The following is a 23,930-nucleotide window of genomic DNA, read 5'->3' as shown; positions in this document are numbered from 1 at the left end:
CCATGGCGGAAGAATCGCCTGATGGTTGGACGTTGTTAAACATCCAACCACCGCCAGGTGCGTTATGAGGGACGACGCACCACCCTCACCCGCCCACTGTTGCCACCGCCACAGAAAAACCGCTCGCCACCATCAGACTCAAGCCCCGAAACGCCGATACCGGCCGGCATCTTCAGGCTTTCCAGCACCTCGCCGGTGTTCGAATCGATCCGGCGCAGTTCGCCTTCATCGCCTTCCCACGTGCCATGCCACAGCGCACCCTCGACCCAGGTCACGCCGGTGACAAAGCGGTTGGATTCGAGGGTGCGCAGGATCGCGCCACTCTCGGGGTCGATCTGGTGGATTTTGCGTTCGCGGTACTGCCCGACCCACAACGAGCCTTCGGCCCAGGTCAGGCCCGAATCGTTGCCACCACCGGGGGCCGGAATAGTGGAGAGTACGCGGCCGGTCTGGGGGTCGATTTTCTGGATACGGTCCTCGGCGATCTGGTACAGATGCTTGCCATCGAAGGCAGTGCCGGCGTGGGCGGCGACATCGATCGAGCGCAACGTGCGGCCGCTGTCGGGGTCCAGGGCCTGGAGCTTGTCGGTGGCGGCGAACCATACCTGGTGCCCGTCCCAGGTAAGGCCGTGCACGGTTTCGACGCCTTCAAAGGGGCCATACTCGCGGAGAATTTCGGCTGCTGACTGTTTCATTTCGCGGTTCCTCGAAAGGGGGTGGTGGCGTTCATCCTAGCCACCGGGCAGCGGAACCGGGAGTAACAAGGTCGTCGCGAAACCGGGGACCGGCGGGGTCAGCCAGCGTCGTGCCCGCCCCTGCCCGAACGACTGCACCTTGCCCGCCTCGGCCAAGGTATCGAGCATGCGCTGCGCAGTGCGCTGACTGATACCCAACGCCAGCGACAGCGCCGAGCTCGACCATGCTTCACCGTCGTTGAGCAAGGCGAACAGCGCTGCATGTTTTTCCTCAACCGGTGGTATGAGCAGCACAACCTCGGCTGAAACCTGTGGGACCAGTGCAAAGCCGCGCTTGGTGGCAATCACACCGGCCAGGGGTTTGAGCGCCGCACGCAGTCGACCGATTTCGACCCGCAACCGGGCGCGATGGGATTCATCGCTGAGCTTCAGGTGAAAGGCCCGGGTGATCAGGATTTCCCGCGGCACATCGCCCGGCCAGGCTTCGGCCAATGTTCGCGCGAGGGTAAACAGGATCGGCCGCGTCGATAACGACACCGACATGCCCGCGCCACGCACAACGTATCGACAGGCGTCCACCACCAGCGATGTCGAGGCGAGAAGCGCTTCTACTTCGTCGAGCAACAATGTCCGTTCTTCACCCTGGGCCAGCAAGCGTGCGGCGGGACTGTCGAGCAGCCGAACGGCACTGGCGACTTCCGCCTCCAGCGCCGGGATGGCGGATTGCCGCGCGGCGAGTTCAGCCCTGACGAGGGCCGCACGCGCCGTGTGTGAATGCAGATGCCGCATGGCGATCCCCGCCGTCACCAGTTCATGGGTGGCTCGCAAGGGTGGCGGCAGGGTGGCGGGGTCAAGTCGGATGAGTTTTTCCTGCGCCTCATCCAGCTGCCCGATGAGCACCAGGCGGCGGATGTCCAGATACCGCGCATGGGCAGCGTTGACCCAGTCGTCATGAGCCTCCAGCGTGAGCCGCGCGGCATCGAGTGCTTTCACGGGCCAGCCAAGGTCCCGGGACGCCAATGCGATTTCGGCTTCGGCGACAACGCATCGCGCCCGGGCTACCGCCTCTTTCGGCCCGAACGCCCGCGCGGCCCGGCGCACCAGCACCTTGGCCCGCACCAGATCCCCCAGTTGCGCCATGGCGATCCCGCGCAGCGCCAGCGCGGGGGCGTCTTCGCGCAAGGCAATCCGATCGAGCGCGCCAAGGGGATCACCGGCGGCCAGCGCCTGGGCGGCGGCGGTGATCAGCGAGTCCATTGCAGGCTTGCCATGGCGACGCTCCAGAGTCGAATAGTCGCTGTGAGTCTATCTCAGACTTTCTGTGCTTGTGCTGACCCCATCGCTGGCAAGCCAGCTCCCACAGGTTTTTTCCGTTCACAAATTTTGTGGTCGACACATAACCGTGGGTGCGGGCTTGCTCGCGAAGGGGCCTTCGAAAACAGCGAAGATAGCCCTGCCTATACCGGCTCGGGCACTTGATGCTCCCGACAAATCAGCTCGATTTCCCGTGGCTCCAGCGACTCCTGGGTCAATCCACAAAACGCCCCGCCCACCACGGTCTGATGGAAACGGCAGGTTCGGCATAAGCCGAAGCCCGGCACGTCTTCGCCCTGTTGAATATTGCGCAGCAGCTCCAGCAACAACCCTTCCAGCACCACCGCATCAGCCCCCATGCGCCCGGCGGCGGCCACCAGAAAATCCGGTGGCGTCACGGCGTCCAGCAGCGCCTGGGCGGGTTCGGTCAGCACCAGGTGCACGCTGCGCTTGTCCCGGGCATCCGGCCGTTTGACCAGCAGGCCTTTGCTTTCCAGGGCCTTGAGCGATTGCGACACCGTACCTTTGGTCAGCCCCAGATACTCGGTCACCGCCAAGGGTGTATCGGAGTAGCGATTGCAGCGGCCCAGGTACATCAGCGCACTCAACTGAATCGGTTGCAGGTCCGTCAGTAGCGGGTGCTCGCGAAACCAGACGCGCGTCAGGCTCGACAACCTTTCCAGCAGATCAAACAACACGGGGGCCATTCCTGATTAAAAATGTTGATAAATAGTATCGGATAAAAACCATATTGACAAAAGCATGCCTTGTCGTAGGCTTTATGGTGTCGATTCGAAACAGTTATCCAGCCAAATTTGAAAGGGAGGCACCCATGAAAACCGCACTGGCATTGAGCCTTGGCGCCCTGCTGGCGTCACAAGCCTGGGCCCATGACTCGCAAGGCATCCAAAGCGACAAAGGCAAGACCGACGCAGCGTTCGACCTGGTCAATACCCGCGTCTCCAAGGAAGGCAGCGACCTGGTGTTCGAGCAATTGGTCGACGGCAAGGCCGGCAGTCGCGTGCCGACCGCCAAAGGCTCGTTCGCCGGCGCCGAGGTGTACAGCTATGTCTGGCCGACCAGCCTCGACAGTTCCGCCGTCGGCTTTGAAGCCAAGTCCGGCATCCTCGCCCTGGCGCTGACGTCGCACCCGGACTTCGATGACACCCCGCAACTGGATGAAAACAAGGACGGCAAGAAAGACAACGATGGCGGTCTGTGGCACGCCCACTGGGTGGTGCTGACCAAGGATGAAAGCTGCGGGCCTGGCGGTTTGAAAGTCCGCGACATTCCCAAGGATGCCAAGCCCAAATTGCCGGCGACCTGGCCGGGTGCGCCCATCTACATCGACTCCCCCGGCTACGATCTGAGCATCGAGAAAAACGCGGCGAAAATCCGGGTGCCGCTGGCGGCGGTCGGGTTCCCGGAAAGCTTTAATTACGACGGCGTCACCGCTGCACTGAAGGTCAATGCCGACCTGCACAACCCGTTGCTGTGCGTCAGCAGCGTCTATGACATTGCCTCGGGCGATCTGTCGCTGCCGGGCACCTGGAAACTGAAGGAGAGCAAATGATGAGCATCAAGGTCTTCGATACCCACGTACGCACCAAAGACGGCCGCTACCTGCACTTCGATGTGTTGATCGAGGATAACAATCCCGAACTGGCGAAAACCTATGCGCGTCGTTTCCTTGATGAACAAGGCGTTCAGGATCAGGATATTGCCCAGGACCGCTGCCAGTTCTGCCACGTCGAACCGTCCAATCCACAAGTGGCCGCGGCGATCGCCGAGCAGGGTTACTTCATCCTCAAACTGCAAGGTTGCCGGGAGTAAAGCCATGAACACCTATCAGCCCTTGAACTGCGACCTGCATGACTATCTGGAAATCGCCTGTCTGCGCGGTTACCGACTGGATGTGGAATTGAAGGATGGCGCGCGCTTGCAAGCCAAGGCGCTGACCACCCGAACCGCCAGCAGCAAGGAAGAATTTCTCTGCCTGGAAACGGCCGACGGCCAGCAGGAGGTCCGCCTGGACCAACTGTTGGCCATCACGCCGCTGGACGCCAATGCGCAGTTCGGGCGGGTGGTTTTTTCGGATGCTGTCTGCACCTTCTAGCTACGATCTCAGACCAGCGACATGCCACCGTCCACGTGCAACTCGATGCCGTTGACGTATGAGCTGTCGCTGGACGCCAAGTAGAGCGCCGCTTGCGCCAACTCATCGGCCTCACCCACGCGACCGGCGGGAATCATGTCCGCCAGCATCTGCATGAAGCCTGGACGCTGTTCCTCTGAAACCCCCAGTTTGCCGATGATCGCCGTGTCGACCGGGCCCGGGCTCAGCACATTGACGCGTATCCGCCGCGCTCGCAGTTCCAGCGCCCAATTGCGCGCAAATGCCGCGATGGCCGCTTTGGACCCTGCATACACAGCATGCCCCTCGAACACTTTTGTTGCGGCCAGGGAGCTGGTCAAAATGATGCTGCCACCGTCACGCAACAACGGCACGATCGACTGCACACCGAAAAACACACCACGGGTATTGATGTTGAATTGCGCGTCGAACTGTTCTGGCGTGACCTGCTGCGAAGGCGTCGAGGTGACGACCCCGGAGTTGGCCATGTAGATATCCAGCGCCCCGAATCGCTCGCGGACTTGCGCGGCCACCTCGGCATGATGCTCAAGACTGGCGACATCGCCCTTGATGCCGATGGCGCCATGACCGATCTGGCGAACGGCGTCGTCCAGTACCGCTTGCCGACGGGCCGTGACAATCACTTGTGCGCCCTCTTTGGCAAACAGGCACGCCGAGGCCAAACCGATACCGCTGTTGCCGCCGGTGATCACCGCGACCTTACCTTGAAGACGTTGCATTTGCTGACTCCGCTTGTTGAAGAAGCGCAGTATCATGGCGCGCGCATCCAGCCAACCAGTCCAGCAAAAGGCACATCTGTTGTGCTGCGGAGTCACAAGATGTCGAGTCTGTTGAATCAATCCGCCAGCCTGATTGCCTTCGTCCGTGCCGTCGAAGCCGGCTCGTTCAGCGCTGCCGCGCGCAACGCCGGGACCACACCTTCGGCCATCTCCAAAAGCATTGCCCGGCTGGAAACGGAGCTCAAGGCCAAGCTGTTCCGTCGCTCCACGCGGACGCTCAGCCTGACGCCCGAGGGCAAGGCCTTTTTCGAGCGTGTCGCGCCGCTACTGCAAGCCATCGATGACTCCGCCGACGCCCTGCGAGACAGCGGCGATGCACGCGGTCACCTGCGGGTCAGCATGCCGAGCGAACTCGGGCGATTGCTGATGCCGCGGATCAGCTCGGTGTTCCTCGCCGATCACCCCGACCTGGAGCTGGACCTGACCTTGCTCGATCACCGTGTGGAGCTGATTCGCGAAGGTTACGACGTGATTTTCCGCGTCGGCACCCTCGCCGACAGCGACTTGAAAAGCCGCACCCTCGCCCAGCTCGACATGGCGCTGGTGGCGTCCCCGGCGTTCCTCGATGAATGGGGTAACCCGACCTCTATCGAAGCTCTGCGTGCCCTGCCCTTCGTACGCTATCAGTTGAACGGTCAGACCCTGCCCATCGTTTTTGCCAACGGTGAAACCCTGGTCCCGCGTGGCCGCATTGGCCTGGACTCGGGGTTCGGCCTGCGCGCCGCGGTACTCGGCGGCATGGGGGTGGCCTACCTGATGAAATGCACGGTGCAGCAAGACCTGGATTCAGGCGCCTTGATGCAGGTGCTGGCCGATCACCCGCTGCCAACCCGGGCGATTCATTCGCTGCACGCTTTTGGCACGCTGACGCCGATCCGGATCAAGCTGTTTGCCGATTTTGTGCAGCGGGAGCTGCAGCGGTTGAGTTCCCCGATTACCGGTGGGAGCGAGCCTGCTCGCGAAGAGGCCATCACATCCAACCTCCCCATTGACTGACCTGCCGCTTTCGCGAGCAGGCTCGCTCCCACATTTGGATCGCTAACAGGCCGTTACGCACCCGCCTCCGACCATTCGTCGCCAAGACATAAAAATACCCCTTGACGTCGATTGGGTTCTGCGGGAGTATCACTTCCATCGGATGCGATCTAAACGCACACGACACTAAATCAAACCTGATTGCACCAACGAGGATTCAACCATGAGCAAGATCGAAAAAGTCCTGGCCACCGGCAAGACCCACACCACCCTCAGCAGCGCTGACAACACCTTGCGCGGCCATAACGGCAACCTCGACATCGAGCTGTCGTCGCCCGGTTCCGCCAAGCCGGATCACGTGTTCGCCGCCACCCAGCCACACCCGAAAGCCGAACAACTGTTCGCCGGCGCCTGGTCGGCCTGCTACACCGCCGCGGTCGGTCTGGTGGCCCAGGAACGCAACATCGTCTTGCCAGCTGATCTGGCCGTCGACATCGAAGTCGACCTGGGCCAGACTGGTCCGGCCTACTTCCTTCAGGCCCGACTGACCCTGCGTGTGCCGGGGCTGGCACAGGATGTCGCGACCGAGTTGGCGCACATCGCCGATTCCATCTGCCCTTACTCCAAAGCAACACGCGGCAATATCGACGTTGCCCTGAACGTAATCACGGCGTAAATGTTTTGTTGCGGCATTAATATCGCATGCGATGCAAGCGCACACGAACAATACAGACTGTTAACCCGAGGGAATTATCATGAGCAAAATCGAAAAAGTACTGGCCAGCGGCAAAACCCATACCACCCACAGCAGCGCCGGCACCACCTCGCGCGGCCATAACGGCAGCCTCGACATCGAACTTTCGTCGCCCGGCAGCGCCACTCCGGCACACGTGTTCAGCGGCGTCCAGCCGCACCCGAAAGCCGAGCAACTGTTCGCTGGCGCATGGTCGGCCTGCTACATCGCCGCCGTGGGTCTGGCCGCCCAGCAAGCGAAGGTGACACTGCCGGCGGATCTGGCGGTCGATATCGAAGTCGATCTGGGCCAGACCGGTGCGGAGTACTTCCTCCAGGCTCGCCTGACCTTGCGTGCACCTGGCCTGGACCATGGCGTCGCCACCGAACTGGCGCACAAGGCGGACACCATCTGCCCGTACTCCAAGGCAACCCGCGGCAACATCGACGTCACCCTGAATGTCGTCACCGCGTAACGCACCCTACGGTCGGTTTGCCAGGTATTTCCCTGGTGAACCGGCCGTCGGCCTTTACGCGGCTTGAGGCGACCGACGGGTTCGAGCACTTCCGACTCCATCGCATCCGACGTATAGTTTCAGCCTGTCAAGATCGGCCAAAGAGATCACCCATGAAAACCACCGACAAGCCATCCGCCCTGGATCTCAAGCTTTCCGACTTCCTGTGTTTTGCGGTCTATTCCACCAACCTCGCCTTCGGCAAGGCCTACAAGCCGATGCTCGAACGGCTCGGCCTGACCTACACGCAATACATCACCCTGGTTGCGCTGTGGGAGGAAGACAACCAGACCGTTGGCAGCCTCGGTGAAAAACTGTTTCTCGAATCCAACACCCTGACGCCGATCCTGAAAAAGCTTGAGGCGATGGGGTATCTGCTGCGCCAGCGCGACCCGGAAGATGAACGCCAGGTGCGCATCAGCCTGACCAAAGAAGGCCGAAAGCTGCGCGAAGGCCTGACCGAAGACGGCTTCCCGCAGACCGGCCTTGATCCCGATGACTTCGTGCAGATGCAGAAGGCTGTCGTGGCGTTGCGCAACAACCTCATTCGCACGACGAATGCCGATAAATGAACACCTGTAGGAGCGAGCTTGCTCGCGATGGACTCGAAAGCACCGCGTTTAGACAGTTAACACGCGTTATCGTTGACGACCATCGCGAGCAATCGAGCGTCGACCGGCTGCTCCTACAGGCACCTCCGTCGCATCATCCAGATTCCACGCAGCCAAAGATTGCGGCGCCTCTCATCGCACAGGTAATATTGAGAACGATTTACACTAACATCTGGAAAGACGACCGGTGCAACCTCCTTCGACCCGCAAGCTGAGCTATTTTTTCAGCGACCACCACCGTTGGCTGCTGCAATATATTCAGCGACGGCTGCACAATCACGCGGACGCCGAGGACACCGCCGCCGATACGTTTTGCCAGATGCTGATGGCCCGCGTCGATCCCGACAGCATCGAACAGCCTCGCGCCTACCTCTCGACCATCGCCCGAAGGCTTGTTTTCGACCGCTATCGCCGGCGCAAGCTGGAACTGGCTTATCTGGAACGCCTGTCCACCGTGCCCGAGTTGCTGGCGCCCTCGCCGGAAGAACAACTGTTGCTGATCGAAGCCCTGGTGGCCATTGACCGCGCGCTGGATGGCTTGCCCATGGTGGTCAAGGCAACTTTCCTCTATAGCCAGCTGGACGGTCTGAGTTACGTGGCGATCGCAGACAAGCTGGGCCTGTCGGAACGCACCGTCAGCCGCTACATGAAACAAGCGTTGCGCCAGTGCTATCTGAGCGAGTCGGCATCATGAGCAAGCCGCGCCTCGATCCTGTCAGCGAGCAGGCCATCGACTGGATGGTGCGCCTGCGCGCCGATACACCCACGGCCGCACTACAGGAACGTTTCAATGCCTGGCTGAGCATGGACCCTGCACACGCCCAGGCCTGGGCACAATTACAGGAGCGTCTGGGTGGCTCGTTCAATACGGTGCGTGCCCTTGATCGACGTTTGCCCGGCCAGACCGAACATGCCCGCCAACTGCTATTGCAGCCTCATCGTTCACGGCGTGATGCCCTGCGTGTGATCGCCGGCCTGGGCCTGATCGGTGGCGGATTATGGCTGGGTGCGCGCAGCCCGCTGGGCGATTCCTTGTTCGCTGATCTGCACACCGGGCGCGGGCAGCGCAAGGCGTTCAACCTGGCGGACGGCAGTCGCTTGAGCCTCAACGCCGACAGTGCGGTGGATCTGCAGTTCGACGACCAACAGCGGTTGATCATCCTGCGTCATGGCGAACTGGTCATTCAGGTGGCGGCCGATCCTCAGCGTCCCTTGCGCGTGCGCACCGCACAAGGCGAAGTGCGGGCGTTGGGTACACGCTTCCTGGTCGCCCAGGAACAAGACGCCAGTCGAGTGGTGGTGCTGGAGCATTCAGTCCAGGCCAGTCTCTTCGATGGCACCCGGCGAAACGTGCAGGAGGGAGAATCCGCCCTGCTCTACGCGCGGCGCATCGAACCTGTCGCCGGTGATCAGCGCTATCGTGCCGACTGGCTCAGCGGACGACTGAACGTTCTGGACGAACCACTGGAAAAGGTCGTCAACGCCCTGCGGCCCTACAGCCGTGGATTTGTCCGCGTATCACCCGAGATTCGCGACTTGCGGGTCCAGGGCGTGTTTCCGCTCAACGACCCCGACCGGGCCTTCAACGCCCTGGCTGAAACCCTGCCGATCCGGGTGGACCACTACAGCCCTTGGCTGACGCTGATCCGTGCAAAATCATCCAGACAATAATTTTTATGAAAATAACTCTTATTCGTGTCTGGTTTTCATTTCTCATCCCACCTATCTCCTGACACTTACACCTTCAGGAGAATGCTGTGTTCAACCCGTGGTCCCACTCGCTTTCCGTAGCCGTTGCCCTGGCAAGCCTGGCAGGTCCTGGCCTGGTACAGGCCCAGACCCTGCCCTTCAATCTGCCCGCCGGCCCCCTGGCCAGCACGCTGAACGCGATCGCCAGCCAGAGCGGGCAGATCGTCTCGCTGGAGCCATCGCTGGTGCAGGGCAAACAGGCGCCTGCCGTCATCGGCCAGATGTCACCTGAGCAGGCCATGCGAACGGCACTGTCAGGCAGCGGCCTGCAGTTGCGAGTGACCGAACAGGGCAACTTCAGCGTCGAGCCCGCCGCGAGCAGCAGCACGGCGCTGCAATTGGGGGCGACCAACATCGTCGAGCGCAGCGCCGACGCCACCACCGAAGGCTCGGGTTCCTATGCCGCGCGGGCGGTGACCATCGGCAAGGGCACCCACACGCTCAAGGAAATTCCGCAGTCGATCACCGTGATGACCCGCAAACAAATGGACGATCAAGACCTGACCGACCTCAAGGATGCGGCCAACAAGACCACCGGGCTGGTCGGCGTTCAAGGCGTGGGCAAGGGCATGGTCCTGACCTCCCGCGGCTTCCAGATTGATGACTGGCAGTACGACGGTGTGCCGATCCTGCGTAACTCCTATGCACTGGGCAACTGGGCCACCCAGGACCTGATTTTCTTCGATCGCATGGAAGTATTGCGTGGTGCGTCCGGCCTGCTTCAAGGCACCGGCAGCCCCGGCGGCGCCATCAACCTGGTGCGCAAGCGCGGCCAGAGCACACCGACCGTGACCGTCACCGGCAAGGCCGGTTCCTGGGATCACTACGGCCTGCAACTGGACGCTGGCGGACCGCTGAACCAGAGCGGCACGATACGTGGGCGTTTCGTGGCCGACGAGGATCAGAGCGACTCCTTCATCGACTATGAGTGGAGCAAGACTCACTCGCTCTACGGCGCGCTGGACTTTGATCTGCGCGAGGACACCACGCTAGGCCTGGCAGTCAGCCACTCCGATGGCGAGTCACGACCCATGATCCGCGGCTTGCCACGCTACGCCAATGGCAAAACCGTCGACTTGTCGCGCTCAACCTACACCGGCGCGCGCTGGAACCACTCGGACATCGATGTCACCACCGTCTACACCGATCTGGAGCATCGCTTCAACGAAGACTGGGCATTCAAGGTCGGCGCAGTGCGCATGACGGAAGACAACAAGGCGAAAAACCAGCGCGTGCAAAGTATCGACGATGGCCTGGAACCCGATGGCAGCGGCGTGCAGTACGCCGATTTCGTGACGGATTTCGATTCGACCAAAATCGGTCTGGACATGAATCTCATCGGCCACTTCGACGCCCTGTCCATGCAGCATGAAGTCATGGTGGGTGGCAACTATGAAAAGTTGACGTCGGACGACCGCTTCGCCCGAACCTTCAATGACAGCACCGACACCCTCTTCGGCATTAATCACAACCGTCCCGAAATCAGCTACGACAGTTTGATCAATACCGCCGGTGGCCGAGGTACACCGAGCAAATACGACATTCGCCAGAAAGGCCTGTATGGCAGCTGGCGTGTCAAGCCGATCGAACCGCTGACATTGGTGCTCGGTTCACGGGTCAGCTGGTACGACTACAGCTACAAATCGTGGACCCAGGCCGCGTTCAGCGACGTTGCCACCCCCAACCCTGAAAGCACCGCGAATGAAACCGGGGAAGTCACACCCTACGCCGGCATCATCTATGACCTGAACCGCGAATGGGCGGTCTATGCCAGCTACACCGATGTGTTCGAGCCACAAACCGTGCGCGACGCGAGCGGTTCTGTGCTCAAACCGGTAAGCGGTAGCAACTACGAAGTCGGCCTCAAGGGCGAGCTGATGGATGGCCGGGTCAACACCTCCCTGGCCGTGTTCCGTTATAACCAGGAAAACCGTGCCCTCAACGACCTGGCTTCGGGCTTTGCGTGCGACGGCTGGTACTGCTCGACGGCAGCGGGGAAAGTCCGCAGCCAGGGGATCGACGCAGAGATCAGCGGCGAAGTACTCACCGGCCTGCAACTGTTTGCCGGTTACACCTACAACACGACCAAGTACCTCAAGGACCCGGACAACGAAGGCAAAGTCTTCAGCACATGGACGCCTAAACATATGCTGCGGGTCTGGAGCGATTACCAGTTCAGTGGCGACTGGAACCGTGTCAGCACCGGCCTGGGCTTCACCACCCAAAGCCAGACGCTGGCCTACGACAACAGCTTCGAGGTACCGGGTTACACTGTTTGGAGTGCCCGTGTCGGCTACCAGCTGACACCGGAGATCGGACTGGCATTGAATGCCAACAACCTGTTCGACAAGCATTACTACACCGCCGGATACAGCCAAACCAATGGCAACAACAACTTCGGTGATCCGCGCAATGTGATGTTCAGCGTGAAGTACACCCCGACCTTCTGACGCTGATCGCACATTCAGTGTGGGAGCGAGCCTGCTCGCGAAAGCGATGTGCCAGACAACATCAAAGTTGAATGTGGCGCAGCCATCGCGGGCAAGCCCGCTCCCACAGGGTTTGGTGCAGTACGAAATTATTTATCGGACTTGATCGCCGTCCAGACCCGCGTACGCACCCGCTCCATCTTCTGCGGCAACGGCTGCACGACATACAGGGTTTTCAGCGCCTCGGGGGTCGGTGTCAGGTTCGGGTTACCGGTGATCTCCTTGTTGATCAGCGCCAGCGAATCCTTGTTGGCATTCGGGTAACCGAGGAAGTCGCTGATCGGCGCAATGACTTTCGGATCGAGCAAGGTGTTGAGAAACTCGTGGGCTTCTTCAACGTTTTTCGCGCTTTTGGGAATGGCGAAGGTGTCAAACCAGATCGGTGCGCCCTCCTTCGGCAAACGCCAGTCGACCACCACGCCGTTGCCCGCTTCTTTGGCGCGGTTGCCGAACTGGTAGAAGCTGCCGGAGTAACCGATGGCCACGCAAATGTCACCGTTGGCGATGTCGGTCATGTACTTGGCGGAGTTGAAGTAGGTGACGTAAGGGCGAACCTTCAGCATCAGCGCCTTGGCTTTTTCGTAGTCCTCCGGTTTCTGGCTGTTCGGGTCCAGTCCCAGGTAATGCAGGGCCAACGGCAGGATCTCCGAAGGCGAGTCGAGCATCGCCACGCCACAGGCCTTGAGCTTCTGCATGTTTTCCGGCTTGAACACCAGATCCCAGCTATCGACCGGCGCATTCTCGCCCAGCGCCGCCTTGACCTTGGCCGGGTTGAAGCCGATCAGCACGGTGCCGTACATGTAAGGCACGCCGTATTGGTTGCCGGGATCGTTGGCGTCGAGCAGCTTGAGCAGTGCCGGGTCCTGATGCTGCCAGTTGGGCAGCTTCGACTTGTCGAGTTTCTGGAACACGCCGGCCTTGATCTGGGTTTCGATGAACTGGTTCGATGGCACCACCAGGTCGTATCCGGAGTTGCCGGTCAGCAGCTTGGCTTCCAGTGACTCGTTGGTGTCGAAAGTGTCCCAGGTCACTTTGATGCCGGTCTTCTCGGCGAAATCCTTGGGTACGGACGGCAGGATGTAGTCCGCCCAGTTATAAACCCTCAACTCGCGCTGTTCGGCGTGCACCGCGCTGGCCAGCAGCGTCAGCCCACAAACCGTGGCGCCCAGGATGCGTTTCATGGTTTCCATGGATCAGTTCCCCAATGTCAGCTCGTTGGTTTTTGTTTTTCGTAAACGGCAGCGGCCTAAAGAATAGCCAAGGGCAAAGATGATCAAGATTCTGGTTATGGATTCAGGCGGTACTGCTGAGTCAGCGGCCCGTTTCGATTCTTGCTGACAGCCTGGACGGTTCACAGCGTGAGGCAGGCCAAAAGGAGATCGAAATGGCCAATATCCGTGTCCGGATGGATCTGGAGGAGCCGTACACCTCCACAGCCAAAGCGAGGCGGCCTTAAAGCCGACCTGATTTTTGTAGATACCCGTGTTCCCCTGTGGGAGCGAGCCTGCTCGCGATGAGCGTCCAGGCAACGCGATCATCCAGTCAGGGCGCGTAATCGTTGACGTCCTTCGCGAGCAGGCTCGCTCCCACAGTGAAATGAATACATCCGCCAAAACCAGGTCGGCTTTAAGGCCGCCTCGCTTTTGCTTTTGATCCAGACGCCCCGTTAAACCACGATGGCGGGAGTGAGGGCATGCCGAGCCAAGTATGCGGGCATAAAAAAACGCCAGTCCCTGTCGGAACTGGCGTTTCTTGAAGATGGCAGGGGCGGCTGGATTCGAACCAACGCATGGCAGGATCAAAACCTGCTGCCTTACCGCTTGGCGACGCCCCTGCAGATACTGCGATGAGTGCCTGGCACTCGATTCCTTTTTCACCGCCTGTTTAACGGGCTGTGCTGGAATGCGCGGAAATTTACCAACTTTTACTTCAACTGGGAAGCCCCATCGATCACAATTTTTCTTTTAAAACAGCTACTTGTTAATCGAGCCCACCACGGCTTGGTGCAAAATAGAACGCCAAGGGTTGAAATCCCGATGCCGCCGCGTAAGGCTGTGCAACCCGTACCGTCTTGAAAACCCTTTTCAGAGAAGTGATGTCCCTGTGCTCAAGTTTCCCCCTGAGGCAAACACTCACCGCAATCCACATCAGCAGCCGGTGGTAACCGCATGATCGAAGTCACCGAAGTTTCCATTGCCCAATTGCGTACTGCACTCGAGTCAGGTCAAACCACGGCTGTCGAGTTGGTTGAGGCTTACCTCGCCCGCATCGACGCCTACGACGGCCCCGCTACCCCGACCGCGCTCAATGCCGTGGTAGTCCGCAACCCGGATGCACTCCAGGAAGCGCAGGCGTCCGATGCCCGTCGGGCCAAGGGCCAGACGCTGGGTCCGCTCGACGGCATTCCTTACACGGCCAAGGACAGTTACCTGGTCAAAGGCTTGACTGCCGCTTCAGGCAGCCCCGCCTTCAAGGACCTGATTGCCCACCGCGATGCATTCACCATCGAACGGCTGCGCGGCGCCGGGGCGATCTGCCTGGGCAAGACCAACATGCCGCCGATGGCCAATGGCGGCATGCAGCGTGGGGTCTACGGTCGTGCCGAGAGCCCGTACAACGCTGCCTACCTCACGGCTCCGTTCGCTTCGGGTTCGTCGAACGGGGCCGGCACGGCCACCGCCGCCAGTTTCGCTGCCTTCGGCCTGGCCGAAGAAACCTGGTCGAGCGGACGCGGCCCGGCGTCGAACAACGGTTTGTGCGCCTACACGCCTTCGCGCGGGGTGATCTCGGTGCGTGGCAACTGGCCGCTGACGCCGACCATGGACGTGGTCGTGCCGTTCGCCAGGACCATGGCCGACCTGCTCGAAATCCTCGACGTGGTGGTGGCCGAGGACCCGGATTCCCGTGGCGACCTGTGGCGCCTGCAACCCTGGGTGCCGATTCCGAGCGTTGATTCGGTGCGTCCCGCCTCCTATCAGGAACTGGCCGTGAAGTCCGATGCCCTCGCTGGCAAGCGCTTCGGTGTGCCAAAGATGTACATCAACGCCGACCCTGAAGCGGGCACCAGCGAAGCACCGGGTATCGGTGGCCCGACTGGTCAGCGCATCAACACCCGTGACTCGGTGATCGGCCTTTGGCAATCCGCACGCCAGGCCCTGGAAGCCGCCGGTGCCGAAGTGCTCGAAGTGGATTTCCCGCTGGTATCCAACTGCGAGGGCGATCGTCCTGGCGCGCCGACCGTGTTCAACCGCGGGATCGTGTCCAAGGAGTTCTTGCATCACGAACTGTGGGACCTGACGGCATGGGCCTTCGATGACTTCCTGCAAGCCAACGGCGATCCGAAGTTGAATCGCCTGGTGGACGTCAACGGTCCGCTGATTTTCCCCCACGACCCGGGAACCCTGCCCAACCGCGAGGGCGACCTGGCGGCCGGTATGGACGAGTACGTGAAGATGGCCGAACGCGGTATTACCCCGTGGGACCGGATCAGCACAGTGCCTGACGGACTGCGCGGGCTTGAAAAGACCCGCAAGATCGATCTCGAGCAATGGATGGATCGGCTGGGCCTGGACGCGGTGCTGTTCCCGACGGTGGCCGACGTCGGCCCGGCGGATGCCGATGTCAATCCGGCGTCCGCGGATATCGCCTGGAGCAACGGTATCTGGGTGGCCAACGGCAACCTCGCGATCCGCCACCTGGGCGTGCCCACGGTGACCGTGCCCATGGGCGTCATGCCGGACATCGGCATGCCGGTCGGGCTGACCTTTGCCGGCCGGGCCTATGACGACTCGGCACTGCTGCGCTTTGCGGCGGCGTTCGAATCGACCGGCAGCAAGCGCCAGATTCCGCCGCGCACCCCGCCGCTGTCTGCCGGCAAATAAATAGCATGTGGGAGCGAGCCTGCTCGCGAAGGTGTCGGCACATCCAATATTGATGTGTCTGATACGCCGCTTTCGCGAGCAGGCTCGCTCCCACAGGGTTCTGCAGTGGTCACACGCTCAAAACGGCACGGTCAGCTTCATCCAGTACGCATTGCCCTGCGCCCGGTTACGCACGCCGGTTTCCTGCTCCCACTTCCCCGTGACAATCCACCCCGCCTTGCTGGTGTATTTGATCGACGGCCCGATGGCCAGCGAGCGCCCCTTGTTGTTTTCAATTGTCTCGCCGTTCTGGCGGTCGTCGGTGACCTGTCGATAGTAGTAGCCGCCGACGCCCAGTACCCAACCATTGCCCAGCCCCCAGCCAACGGCATAGTCGACATGAAATTCCTGCCCCGAGCGGTAGTCGGTCGCCGGGTTTTCGCGGTTGAAGTCATACATGATCTTGGCATCGAGGTTGAGCCCGTTCGGGTCGATGTACGACAGGGCGTAGACCGGCTCGATGACCCAGTAATTGCGCCCGGTGTTGGCCAGGTCGCCACGGTCGTAGCGACCGGTCGGAGCGATCATGTCCAGGGCGAGGATGCTGTGGAACTTTTCGCTGTGGTGAAAGCCCAGCGCCGGGCCGAAGATCACATCGCCCAAGCCTTGTTTGCTTTGCGACTGGCCGTTGAGTTCAACCTTGAGATCCACCAGCGGCACGATCGCGTGAAGCGCCACGCTGGCGCCGAACAAGGTGTAGTCGCTGACCCAGATCAGCCGCGCGGTGATGGCGTTGGCGCGTACGCGAAAATCCACCGGCAGTTTACGGCCGTCGTTGCCGCGCAGGTTATCGGCCTCATAGTGAGTGACGAACAATTGCCCGTAGAAACCCGGTGGCGGCATCGCCCCGGACAGGTAGTTTTCCGCACCCAACGGGTAGGAAGTGCCGCCACCTTCAGTGGCGTGGGCTGCCAGAGGCAAGGCCGTCAGTGCAGCGGTCACGATCAGTTTTGTTGCTGTGCGAGTCATGCAGTTCAACCTTTATTGTTGTTATTGGCTTCTGTGGGAGCGAGCCTGCTCGCGAATGCGTACTGGCCTGCGACACTGATGTTGGATGTGCCGGCCCCTTCGCGAGCAGGCTCGCTCCCACAGGGAAGCTGTGCAGGTCTCAGGTTTGTATGTACTCAGATTCTTTTGAACAGTGCCGAACGCTGGGTCGATTCGCCTCCGTCGGCGGCGCTGTAGAAGCGCTCCATGAAGATGTCGCGTTCGAACAGCCGGCCCTGCATCAGGCAGGTGATGGCTGAATCGATCATCACCGGCGGCCCGCACAGGTAGGCCTTGCGGTTGCTGAAGCGACCGTCGAAATGATGCCGGGCGGCGTCGTGCACATAGCCCTTGAACCCCGTCCATTCAGGATCCTCGACCGCCTGGCTGAGCGCCGGCACATAGGTGAAGTTGGCGTGATCCCGGGCCAGTGCCTCGAACAGTTCGCAGTTGTACAGTTCGGCGCGATTGCGCGCGCCCTGGAACAGCACGATCTGGCGGGTATCGCCGGCTTCCAGCAGGTCGAGGATCATCGACTGCGGGCTCGACAACCCGGAGCCGCCAGCGATGAAAATCAAGTCGCCACCTTGCGAAGTGCGTACGAAAAACTGCCCGTAGGGTCCGGACAGGTCAACCGCATCGCCGACCTTCAACTCATCGTGAATCTTGCCGGTGGCCAGCCCGCCTTCGACCCGTCGCACATGCAGCTCGACTTCATCGGCACGGCTTGGTGGATTGGCCAGTGAGAACGCCCGGGTGCCTTCGATCCCCGGCAATTGCAGGTTGATGTACTGACCGGCCTGGAACGCCATCGGCCGGTCGAGCTTGAGGTGCACACCCTTGATGGTGGGTGACAGGTCCACCAGCGCGCTGACCACCGCGCGATAGTCCTCGACCGGATGCCCGAGGAAATCCGGGTCCGCATCGATATCGGCCTCGATCACCATGTCGCTTTGCGGGATCGCACAGCACGCCAACACTTTGCCCTCATCGCGCTCCATGTCCATCAGCGCAAAGGACGACGCCGCGCCCAGGTCCGCTTCGCCTTCCAGCACCTGGACCTTGCAGGTGGCGCAAGTGCCATGGCCGCAGGCAAACGGCAGCCACACGCCTTGGCGCAATGCGGCCTGGAGGATGGTCTGCCCCTCTTCCACTTCAATCTGTTCGCCAGTGGGTTCGATCGTGACTTGGTAACTCATGGCCGTGTCCTCAGTTGAAGCTGCCGGCTATGCCGTGCAAGCCAGGGGTGTCGAGGTGCAGCAGGCTCTTGTGGTCGATGCCGTTGGCGATCAGGCTCGCCACGTTATCGGGGGTGAACGGCCGATCGTTGAGGCGCCACAGCGCCTGGCTGAAATCAACCCGCGCCGCGTCCGGGTGCCGGGCAATCGAGGGCTTGACCACCTGTTCGATGAAGTCGCTGAACGGCATGGCCGGTGGCAGCGGAAAGGTAAACGGGGAGCAGAACATCAGGTGTTTTTCCCAGCACAGGTACACCAGTTGCAGGCCGTTGAAATTCTCCTGGCGGTCCAGGGGTTGGGCGTTGTAGGCGCCGATGGCTGTCACGGGCATGATCTTTTCCTTATTTTTGTGAGGTTGAATGTGGGAGCGAGCCTGCTCGCGAAAGCGGTGTGTCATTCAGCACACATGTCGACTGACATGGCCCCTTCGCGAGCAGGCTCGCTCCCACAGTGGATCTTGGTTGTGTCAGCCGGCCTTGGCCGGCGCGCTGTTGCGATCGTTGGGGTGCCAGTCCTGCCAGCGTCGATGCTCGGTCGAGCCCAGGTATTCGAAGTTGTCCTGGCCGGGGTTGATGTTGTAGTAGTCGCGTACCACCGACTCCACGTCGCCGCCACCGCAATTGCCCTGCAGGATCTGGTGCACCGGCAACCAGGCCTGGATGTACTTGGTCGGCTCGTATTCGAAGATGTCGCAGCAGCCCTGGGAGCAGAAGTGATAGCGCTCGCCTTCGTGTTCGGCGCTGCGATGGCTGAGGGTGGTCGGGTCATCCGGTTCGCCGAACGCCAGCGGGATCTGGCAGATCTGGCAAAGCATCGGCAGGGTCGGGTTGTAGAAGCGCTCGCCCTTCTCTTGCAGCGCCCGCCAGTGCTCGAAGCGTGGGCGGTAGATCTTGTCGAAGGTGTCTGGATATTTGGAAGACAGCCAATCCAGCTCTTCGTCAGTCGGCATCCAGGTGTGGAAGTTGGTCGCCTGGCTGTACTGGTAAAAGATCGACCAGGCCTGGTGGCTGACGTGGTCCTTACCGATATTCGCCTCTTCGACATGCTTGGGCGGACGGATGCCGTAGCGTTCCAGGTCCTTGAACAGCGCACCGCCGGCCTCTTCGAAGTACACGCCCCAGGCTTCGGACCAGGACATGACTTTGTTGGGCAGCATGTAGTCCATCATCATCCCCACCAGCGTCAGCAGGCGGTAACCGCGCCAGAACCACTTGTCGATCCAGCGCTGGATGATCGGCACGTTGTCTTCGTGCTGCTCCAGCAGGAATTTGATCACTTCCAGGCCCAGGGTCATGTGCCGGGCTTCGTCGGACTGCGCGGAGAAACCGAAGGTGACCGTGGCCATGTCGCCGTTGAATGCCGCGCCGGACATGAAGGGCACGAACAACAGGTTGGTCAGTACGTACTCGAACGAAAACGAAATCGCCGTGAGGAATTCGAACGGGCCAGCGGTACGCGCATCCTCGAAGAACGACTTGGGCACCGAGAGGAACCACACGCGGTCGTGCATGTGGGCAAAATCATGCAGGCCATTGAAGTGCTTGTTGTAGTGACTCATGGCATGGATCTGGGTCTGCACGTGGCGCAGTTCGTCGATGGCCTGCATCTGGCAGGCGATCCGCGCACCGGCGCCGCTGAACTGCCGGCCGACCCGGGCGAAGCCTTGATAGGCCTGGTACTCCAGCGGCGTCACGCCCGAGAGGAACAGCTTCAGCGCGTTGACATAACGGGCGTCCGACAGCGTGGTATGGCCGTTGTTCTGCGAGAACGCATCGAAGATCGCGTAGAGCTTTTTCTCTTTCTCGGCCTGGTATTTCCAGTAGGTGTCCATGGTCAGGCGGAACGGGTCTTCCCACTTGTCCCAATCGGTGATCTTGATCCCCTCGAAACGCTCGTGAGGGTAGATGTCCTCATGGGTCTGGTAGCTCGGCTCCCAGTCCAGGTCACGGGTCATGCAGCGGTATTTTTCTTTGGCATTGAGGCGTTTTTTCACGGCCATGATGGCGCTCCCGAATTCTTGTTATGGATCAGTGGCTACAGGCGTGATCAGCTGTTCCAGTACAGGGAAAAGCTGTCGTCCTCTTCCACGACGTTGCCGCCGAGGGTGATCACGTACATCAGCATTTCCTGGATATCCCAGGGGCTGCCGGTGAGCTGTTCCACCGTGTCGCGCCGAATGTCCAGGCGGCCCTCGGCTTCGATGCGGATCATCGAAGGCTGGTGCTGGATCTCGGCATGGGGGTTGTCCTGCACGATCGCGTCGACGATCGAGCGCGCGTAGTCGGTGTCCTGCAGGTTCATGTAAACCAGTGAAGTCATGGGCGGGCTCCTGTGAGGCCGAGTTTTTTCAAGCGAGCGCTGAACTCGCTGCACACGGCGTCCAGCGCCGACTCATCGAGACCGAGCCCCACCAGCGGTTGCAGTGCATTAACCGAACGCTGGCTCCAGTGATCGACCCAGCCCTGGACCAGGTCCTTGTTGGCCGGGCTTTCGTTGATCACCGTCTTGAGCAGCGCATCGACCCAGCGCTGGCTTTCGGCGAACCACAGGCGCATGAACTCAGTCAGCATGCCGACTTGCCCGGCGCCATTGGCCGTCAGTTGTTCGTCGAGTTTGTGGAACAGCAGCGGGTAAACCAGGCCGTCGCTGATCAGGTTCTGTGCCACGGTCAATTCGAACCAGTCACGCACCACCAGGGTGTCCTCGACGTAGCGGCGCATGCCCTGCCACGCCGGATCGTTGAGCCACTGCTGCTTGGCCTGGGCCAGCAGCAGGACGTCGCCGTCATCGAGCATCAGGCCGATCCGCGACAGGTACTGGGCGATGCCCAGGCGATCCATGGCCTGGAACATGTGCATCTGCGTCACGCTGGTACCGAAGCCATCGGCGGCGATGTTGCTGTTGTTCATGTTCGCGCCCATTTCGGCGTGCCGCAGGGGCAACAGCAGCTTGCTGATCAGCTGGATGTTGGCGCTGGACAGGCTGGCGAGCATGTCGCGTTTTTCGCAGAAGGCGTAATCGTGCTCGGCGTTTTCCTGCATCTTGGCCCGGGCCTGGACGTAAGCGCCGTAGTAGTACTGGCGCGGGTCACTGACGGCATACCAGTCGGCCATCACCACCGCGGTGCGGGTGGCATCGTTGAGCAGCTTGTCCGGCTGCCACAGCGGCCGGTAGTGGAAATTGGTCGCCGATTCCAGGTCGAAACTGGCTTCCTGATAACGACTGGCGACCTTGTCGCCAAACCGGCGACGGGTGTGGCTGAAGGTGTTGCGGATCGTCTCGACGGTGGTCGTCTTGATCTCGACACTCATGGAGTGGACTCCTGTGGTTATTGTTTTTTTGGCAATGGGTGGCTAGTCAGCGTCGCGGGTTTCGCCGTAGCGCCACTTGCGCGCATCGGCGTCGAGGGCTTCGGACATCTGCGCATCCATGTGCTGCACGCGGTTGTTTTCGCAGAACTGGCGGAATGCCTGACGCGGCAGCACCAGCTCGACAAACAGGTCGGGAAAACCGATGGCGAAATCGAATTCGACGAAAGTGTCATCAGGCCCGCTGCGTACACGGATGTAGCGCGGCATCTGATCGAAAGTGCTGCCAGGTTGGCTCATGCTCGGGTACTCCCTTGTTATGTTCGGGGTACGGAGCAACAAGGGTGCCAGTGCGGGAAAATCGACTGAAACTGATTTTTTATTCGTTATAAAACAGATAGTTACTACTCACTTTCGAAGCACGCGAACCATCACTCCCCTGTGAAGAACCCCTCCCGTGAACCGGCAAATTGATCATTTGCTCAATCGTCTCCAGCGCTTTCGAGCAAATGAATCAATCACGCGGCGATTGACTTTTCACTCGCTTTCAGGCCGCTTAGAAAAAGAAAAAGCGACCTTGCCTTGCCTAAAAAAAACGGGCCGCTACGATGCGTAAAAAAAACCGCCATGGCCTGAGCGGAACGCGTCACCACCCCAATAACTACAACCCCAGGGGCGCACTGAATGATCACCACGTACAAGGCTTCCCAACATCCGCCGTCACTCAAGGACCTGAGCGACCAGGTTCGCTTTCACGGGAGCGAGGGCAAGATCTGGCTGAACGAGCAACGCATGCTGTTGATCCAGGTTTCGATGATGGCGTCGTGCAGGCGCGAGCTGATCGAGATGCTCGGCGTCGAGCGCGCCAAGGGATTTTTCCTGCGCCTGGGCTATCAGTCCGGGCTCAAGGACGCCGAGCTGGCGCGCAAGTTGCGGCCCCAGGGCAGCGACCTGGAAATGTTCTTCACCGGTCCGCAACTGCACTCGCTCAAGGGCATGGTCAATGTCATCCCGCAGACCATCGACATCGATCTGGCCAACGGTCAGTTCTACGCCGAGATCGAGTGGCAGGATTCCTTCGAAGTGGAAAATTGCCAGACCGAAAACCTTCACTCCGACCAGCCGGTGTGCTGGATGCTGCTCGGTTACGCCATCAGCTACAGCTCGTTTTTCGTCGGCCGGCAAATCATCTACAAGGAGGTCACCTGCCGCGGTTGCGGCGATGCCCATTGCCGGATCATCGGTAAGCCGGCCGAGCAATGGGAGGATGCCGAAGAGATCATGCGTTACTTCCAGAGCGACCCAATCATCGATGAACTGCAAGCGCTGCAGGTGCAAGTGGCGAACATGCGCCAGCGCCTGCAGATCGAGGCCGGCAAGTTCTACGGCATCGGCCAGTCGGCGATCTACCGCCGCACCTGCGCGCTGATCGACAAGGTGGCCCTGGGCAAGGCGTCGGTGTTGCTGCTGGGTGAGACCGGTGTCGGCAAGGAAGTCATCGCCCGCAGCCTGCATTTGCGCAGTGAACGCGCCGGTGGGCCGTTCATCGCACTGAACTGCGCCGCCATCCCGCCGGACCTGATCGAGGCTGAATTGTTCGGCGTGGAAAAAGGCGCCTACACCGGCGCCCAACAGTCGCGCATGGGCCGTTTCGAGCGGGCCAATGGCGGCACGCTGTTTCTCGATGAAATCGTCGAATTGACCCCGCGCGCGCAAGCCACGTTGCTGCGCGTGTTGCAGGAGCAGGAACTGGAACGGGTCGGTGACTCACAGACCCGCAAGGTCGACGTGCGGGTCATCACCGCGACCCACGAGGACCTCGAAGAAGCGGTCAGGCAAGGGCGTTTCCGCGCCGATCTGTTCTATCGCCTGAACGTATTCCCGGTGCGTATCCCGGCCTTGCGCGATCGTCGCGAAGACATCCCGCTGTTGATCGAACACTTCCTGGAAAAACTCCACGCCAGCTACCGGAAAAAGACCCTGGGCTTGTCTGACCGTGCCCTTCAGGTGTGCCTGAACCATGACTGGCCCGGCAACATCCGCGAGCTGGAAAACCTGATGGAACGGGGCGTGATCATCACTGACGAGAACCAGAGCATCACCGTCGACGCCCTCTTCCCGCATTCGCCGCAACTGGCCGAAAGCATTGGCCTGGCCAGTGACGGGCGGCTGGTCAAGACGGCTCCGTCGTGCAGCCAGGACTGGGTCGACAAGATCATCGACAGCGGTATCGCACTGGACTCGGTGGAAGACGCACTGATTCACGCGGCCATGGAGCGTAGCCAGCAAAACGTCTCGGAAGCGGCGCGTTTGCTGGGCATGACGCGTCCGGCGCTGGCCTATCGCCTGAAAAAATCGCCCGGTTGATGAAACCGAACGAACGATGATGACCTGTGGCGAGGGAGCTTGCTCCCGTTGGACTGCGCAGCAGTCCCTTTTTTGGGGCCGCTTCGCAGCCCAACG

The 23,930-nt window shown here is 60.8% G+C and carries 24 protein-coding genes and 1 tRNA gene; 12 read left to right on the top strand and 13 right to left on the bottom strand.

Annotation, left to right across the window (positions count from 1 at the left end):
• Positions 1–62 precede the first annotated feature (62 nt).
• The 3 genes from ACW9HW_RS07705 to ACW9HW_RS07695 form a co-directional block, all read right to left on the bottom strand.
• A complete protein-coding gene (locus tag ACW9HW_RS07705) occupies positions 63–695 on the bottom strand; it encodes a Vgb family protein (RefSeq protein WP_457399231.1) in 633 nt (210 codons plus the stop codon).
• A 36-nt stretch (positions 696–731) separates the two neighbouring features.
• Positions 732–1,952: a helix-turn-helix domain-containing protein gene (locus ACW9HW_RS07700; RefSeq protein ID WP_457399229.1), complete on the bottom strand. Its 1,221-nt coding sequence runs from the start codon at positions 1,950–1,952 to the stop codon at positions 732–734.
• Positions 1,953–2,152: 200 nt separating this feature from the next.
• Positions 2,153–2,716 (bottom strand): MarR family winged helix-turn-helix transcriptional regulator, encoded by a 564-nt coding sequence (locus tag ACW9HW_RS07695; protein WP_457399228.1) that lies wholly within the window; start codon positions 2,714–2,716, stop codon positions 2,153–2,155.
• Between the two features lie 125 nt (positions 2,717–2,841).
• Between ACW9HW_RS07695 and ACW9HW_RS07690 the strand changes: the two genes are divergently transcribed.
• The 3 genes from ACW9HW_RS07690 to ACW9HW_RS07680 are packed head-to-tail and all read left to right on the top strand — an operon-like array spanning position 2,842 to position 4,125.
• Entirely contained in the window at positions 2,842–3,582 is a 741-nt protein-coding gene (locus tag ACW9HW_RS07690) for a hypothetical protein (protein WP_457399226.1), read from the top strand.
• Entirely contained in the window at positions 3,582–3,842 is a 261-nt protein-coding gene (locus ACW9HW_RS07685) for a DUF2024 family protein (RefSeq protein ID WP_095195214.1), read from the top strand. The genes ACW9HW_RS07690 and ACW9HW_RS07685 overlap by 1 nt, the downstream gene beginning before the upstream one ends.
• Before the next feature lie 4 nt (positions 3,843–3,846).
• A complete protein-coding gene (locus ACW9HW_RS07680; protein ID WP_137805181.1) occupies positions 3,847–4,125 on the top strand; it encodes a Rho-binding antiterminator in 279 nt (92 codons plus the stop codon).
• 8 nt (positions 4,126–4,133) lie between these two features.
• Here the strand turns inward: ACW9HW_RS07680 and ACW9HW_RS07675 are convergent, their stop codons facing one another.
• Positions 4,134–4,883, bottom strand: a complete 750-nt coding sequence (locus ACW9HW_RS07675; RefSeq protein WP_457399224.1) for an SDR family oxidoreductase — start codon at positions 4,881–4,883, stop codon at positions 4,134–4,136.
• Between the two features lie 99 nt (positions 4,884–4,982).
• On the opposite strand from ACW9HW_RS07675, the gene ACW9HW_RS07670 reads away from it, so the two are divergent.
• From ACW9HW_RS07670 to ACW9HW_RS07640, 7 genes are all read left to right on the top strand, one after another.
• On the top strand, positions 4,983–5,939 hold the full coding sequence (locus ACW9HW_RS07670; RefSeq protein WP_457399222.1) for a LysR family transcriptional regulator: 957 nt from the start codon (positions 4,983–4,985) through the stop codon (positions 5,937–5,939).
• Positions 5,940–6,141: 202 nt separating this feature from the next.
• Positions 6,142–6,594: an Ohr family peroxiredoxin gene (locus ACW9HW_RS07665; RefSeq protein ID WP_095195211.1), complete on the top strand. Its 453-nt coding sequence runs from the start codon at positions 6,142–6,144 to the stop codon at positions 6,592–6,594.
• A 79-nt stretch (positions 6,595–6,673) separates the two neighbouring features.
• Positions 6,674–7,126, top strand: a complete 453-nt coding sequence (locus ACW9HW_RS07660) for an Ohr family peroxiredoxin (protein ID WP_095195210.1) — start codon at positions 6,674–6,676, stop codon at positions 7,124–7,126.
• Between the two features lie 152 nt (positions 7,127–7,278).
• Entirely contained in the window at positions 7,279–7,737 is a 459-nt protein-coding gene (locus tag ACW9HW_RS07655; protein WP_457399220.1) for a MarR family winged helix-turn-helix transcriptional regulator, read from the top strand.
• Between the two features lie 226 nt (positions 7,738–7,963).
• Positions 7,964–8,470, top strand: a complete 507-nt coding sequence (locus tag ACW9HW_RS07650; RefSeq protein ID WP_457399218.1) for a sigma-70 family RNA polymerase sigma factor — start codon at positions 7,964–7,966, stop codon at positions 8,468–8,470.
• Positions 8,467–9,447, top strand: a complete 981-nt coding sequence (locus ACW9HW_RS07645; RefSeq protein ID WP_457399216.1) for a FecR domain-containing protein — start codon at positions 8,467–8,469, stop codon at positions 9,445–9,447. The genes ACW9HW_RS07650 and ACW9HW_RS07645 overlap by 4 nt, the downstream gene beginning before the upstream one ends.
• Positions 9,448–9,533: 86 nt before the next feature.
• Positions 9,534–11,975 (top strand): TonB-dependent siderophore receptor, encoded by a 2,442-nt coding sequence (locus ACW9HW_RS07640; RefSeq protein WP_457399214.1) that lies wholly within the window; start codon positions 9,534–9,536, stop codon positions 11,973–11,975.
• 128 nt (positions 11,976–12,103) lie between these two features.
• Here the strand turns inward: ACW9HW_RS07640 and ACW9HW_RS07635 are convergent, their stop codons facing one another.
• The gene (locus ACW9HW_RS07635) at positions 12,104–13,204 is read right to left on the bottom strand and encodes a polyamine ABC transporter substrate-binding protein (RefSeq protein ID WP_095195205.1); all 1,101 of its coding nucleotides are present in this window, start codon (positions 13,202–13,204) and stop codon (positions 12,104–12,106) included.
• Positions 13,205–13,773: 569 nt separating this feature from the next.
• Positions 13,774–13,848: transfer RNA gene (locus tag ACW9HW_RS07630), tRNA-Gln, on the bottom strand.
• A gap of 334 nt (positions 13,849–14,182) precedes the next feature.
• Here ACW9HW_RS07630 and ACW9HW_RS07625 point away from each other — a divergent pair.
• Entirely contained in the window at positions 14,183–15,895 is a 1,713-nt protein-coding gene (locus ACW9HW_RS07625) for an amidase (RefSeq protein WP_457399212.1), read from the top strand.
• Between the two features lie 117 nt (positions 15,896–16,012).
• On the opposite strand, the gene ACW9HW_RS07620 is transcribed toward ACW9HW_RS07625, so the two are convergent.
• The 7 genes from ACW9HW_RS07620 to ACW9HW_RS07590 form a co-directional block, all read right to left on the bottom strand.
• Positions 16,013–16,903, bottom strand: a complete 891-nt coding sequence (locus ACW9HW_RS07620) for a SphA family protein (RefSeq protein WP_457399211.1) — start codon at positions 16,901–16,903, stop codon at positions 16,013–16,015.
• A 155-nt stretch (positions 16,904–17,058) separates the two neighbouring features.
• Positions 17,059–18,120: a 2Fe-2S iron-sulfur cluster-binding protein gene (locus tag ACW9HW_RS07615; RefSeq protein ID WP_457399209.1), complete on the bottom strand. Its 1,062-nt coding sequence runs from the start codon at positions 18,118–18,120 to the stop codon at positions 17,059–17,061.
• A gap of 10 nt (positions 18,121–18,130) precedes the next feature.
• Positions 18,131–18,490, bottom strand: a complete 360-nt coding sequence (locus ACW9HW_RS07610; RefSeq protein WP_457399207.1) for a phenol hydroxylase subunit P4 — start codon at positions 18,488–18,490, stop codon at positions 18,131–18,133.
• A gap of 135 nt (positions 18,491–18,625) precedes the next feature.
• On the bottom strand, positions 18,626–20,158 hold the full coding sequence (locus tag ACW9HW_RS07605) for an aromatic/alkene/methane monooxygenase hydroxylase/oxygenase subunit alpha (protein ID WP_137805192.1): 1,533 nt from the start codon (positions 20,156–20,158) through the stop codon (positions 18,626–18,628).
• A 47-nt stretch (positions 20,159–20,205) separates the two neighbouring features.
• On the bottom strand, positions 20,206–20,478 hold the full coding sequence (locus ACW9HW_RS07600; RefSeq protein WP_130210668.1) for an MmoB/DmpM family protein: 273 nt from the start codon (positions 20,476–20,478) through the stop codon (positions 20,206–20,208).
• Positions 20,475–21,470: an aromatic/alkene monooxygenase hydroxylase subunit beta gene (locus ACW9HW_RS07595; RefSeq protein ID WP_457399205.1), complete on the bottom strand. Its 996-nt coding sequence runs from the start codon at positions 21,468–21,470 to the stop codon at positions 20,475–20,477. The genes ACW9HW_RS07600 and ACW9HW_RS07595 overlap by 4 nt, the downstream gene beginning before the upstream one ends.
• 42 nt (positions 21,471–21,512) lie before the next feature.
• A complete protein-coding gene (locus ACW9HW_RS07590) occupies positions 21,513–21,767 on the bottom strand; it encodes a phenol hydroxylase subunit (protein ID WP_095195197.1) in 255 nt (84 codons plus the stop codon).
• Between the two features lie 384 nt (positions 21,768–22,151).
• Here ACW9HW_RS07590 and ACW9HW_RS07585 point away from each other — a divergent pair, with 384 nt between their 5' ends.
• Complete coding sequence (locus ACW9HW_RS07585; protein WP_457399203.1) at positions 22,152–23,834, top strand: sigma 54-interacting transcriptional regulator; 1,683 nt, start codon at positions 22,152–22,154, stop codon at positions 23,832–23,834.
• The last annotated feature ends 96 nt before the right edge of the window (positions 23,835–23,930 follow it).

This window comes from Pseudomonas sp. SDO5532_S415 (assembly GCF_054071155.1).
This window is presented reverse-complemented; position numbering and strand designations above follow the sequence as displayed.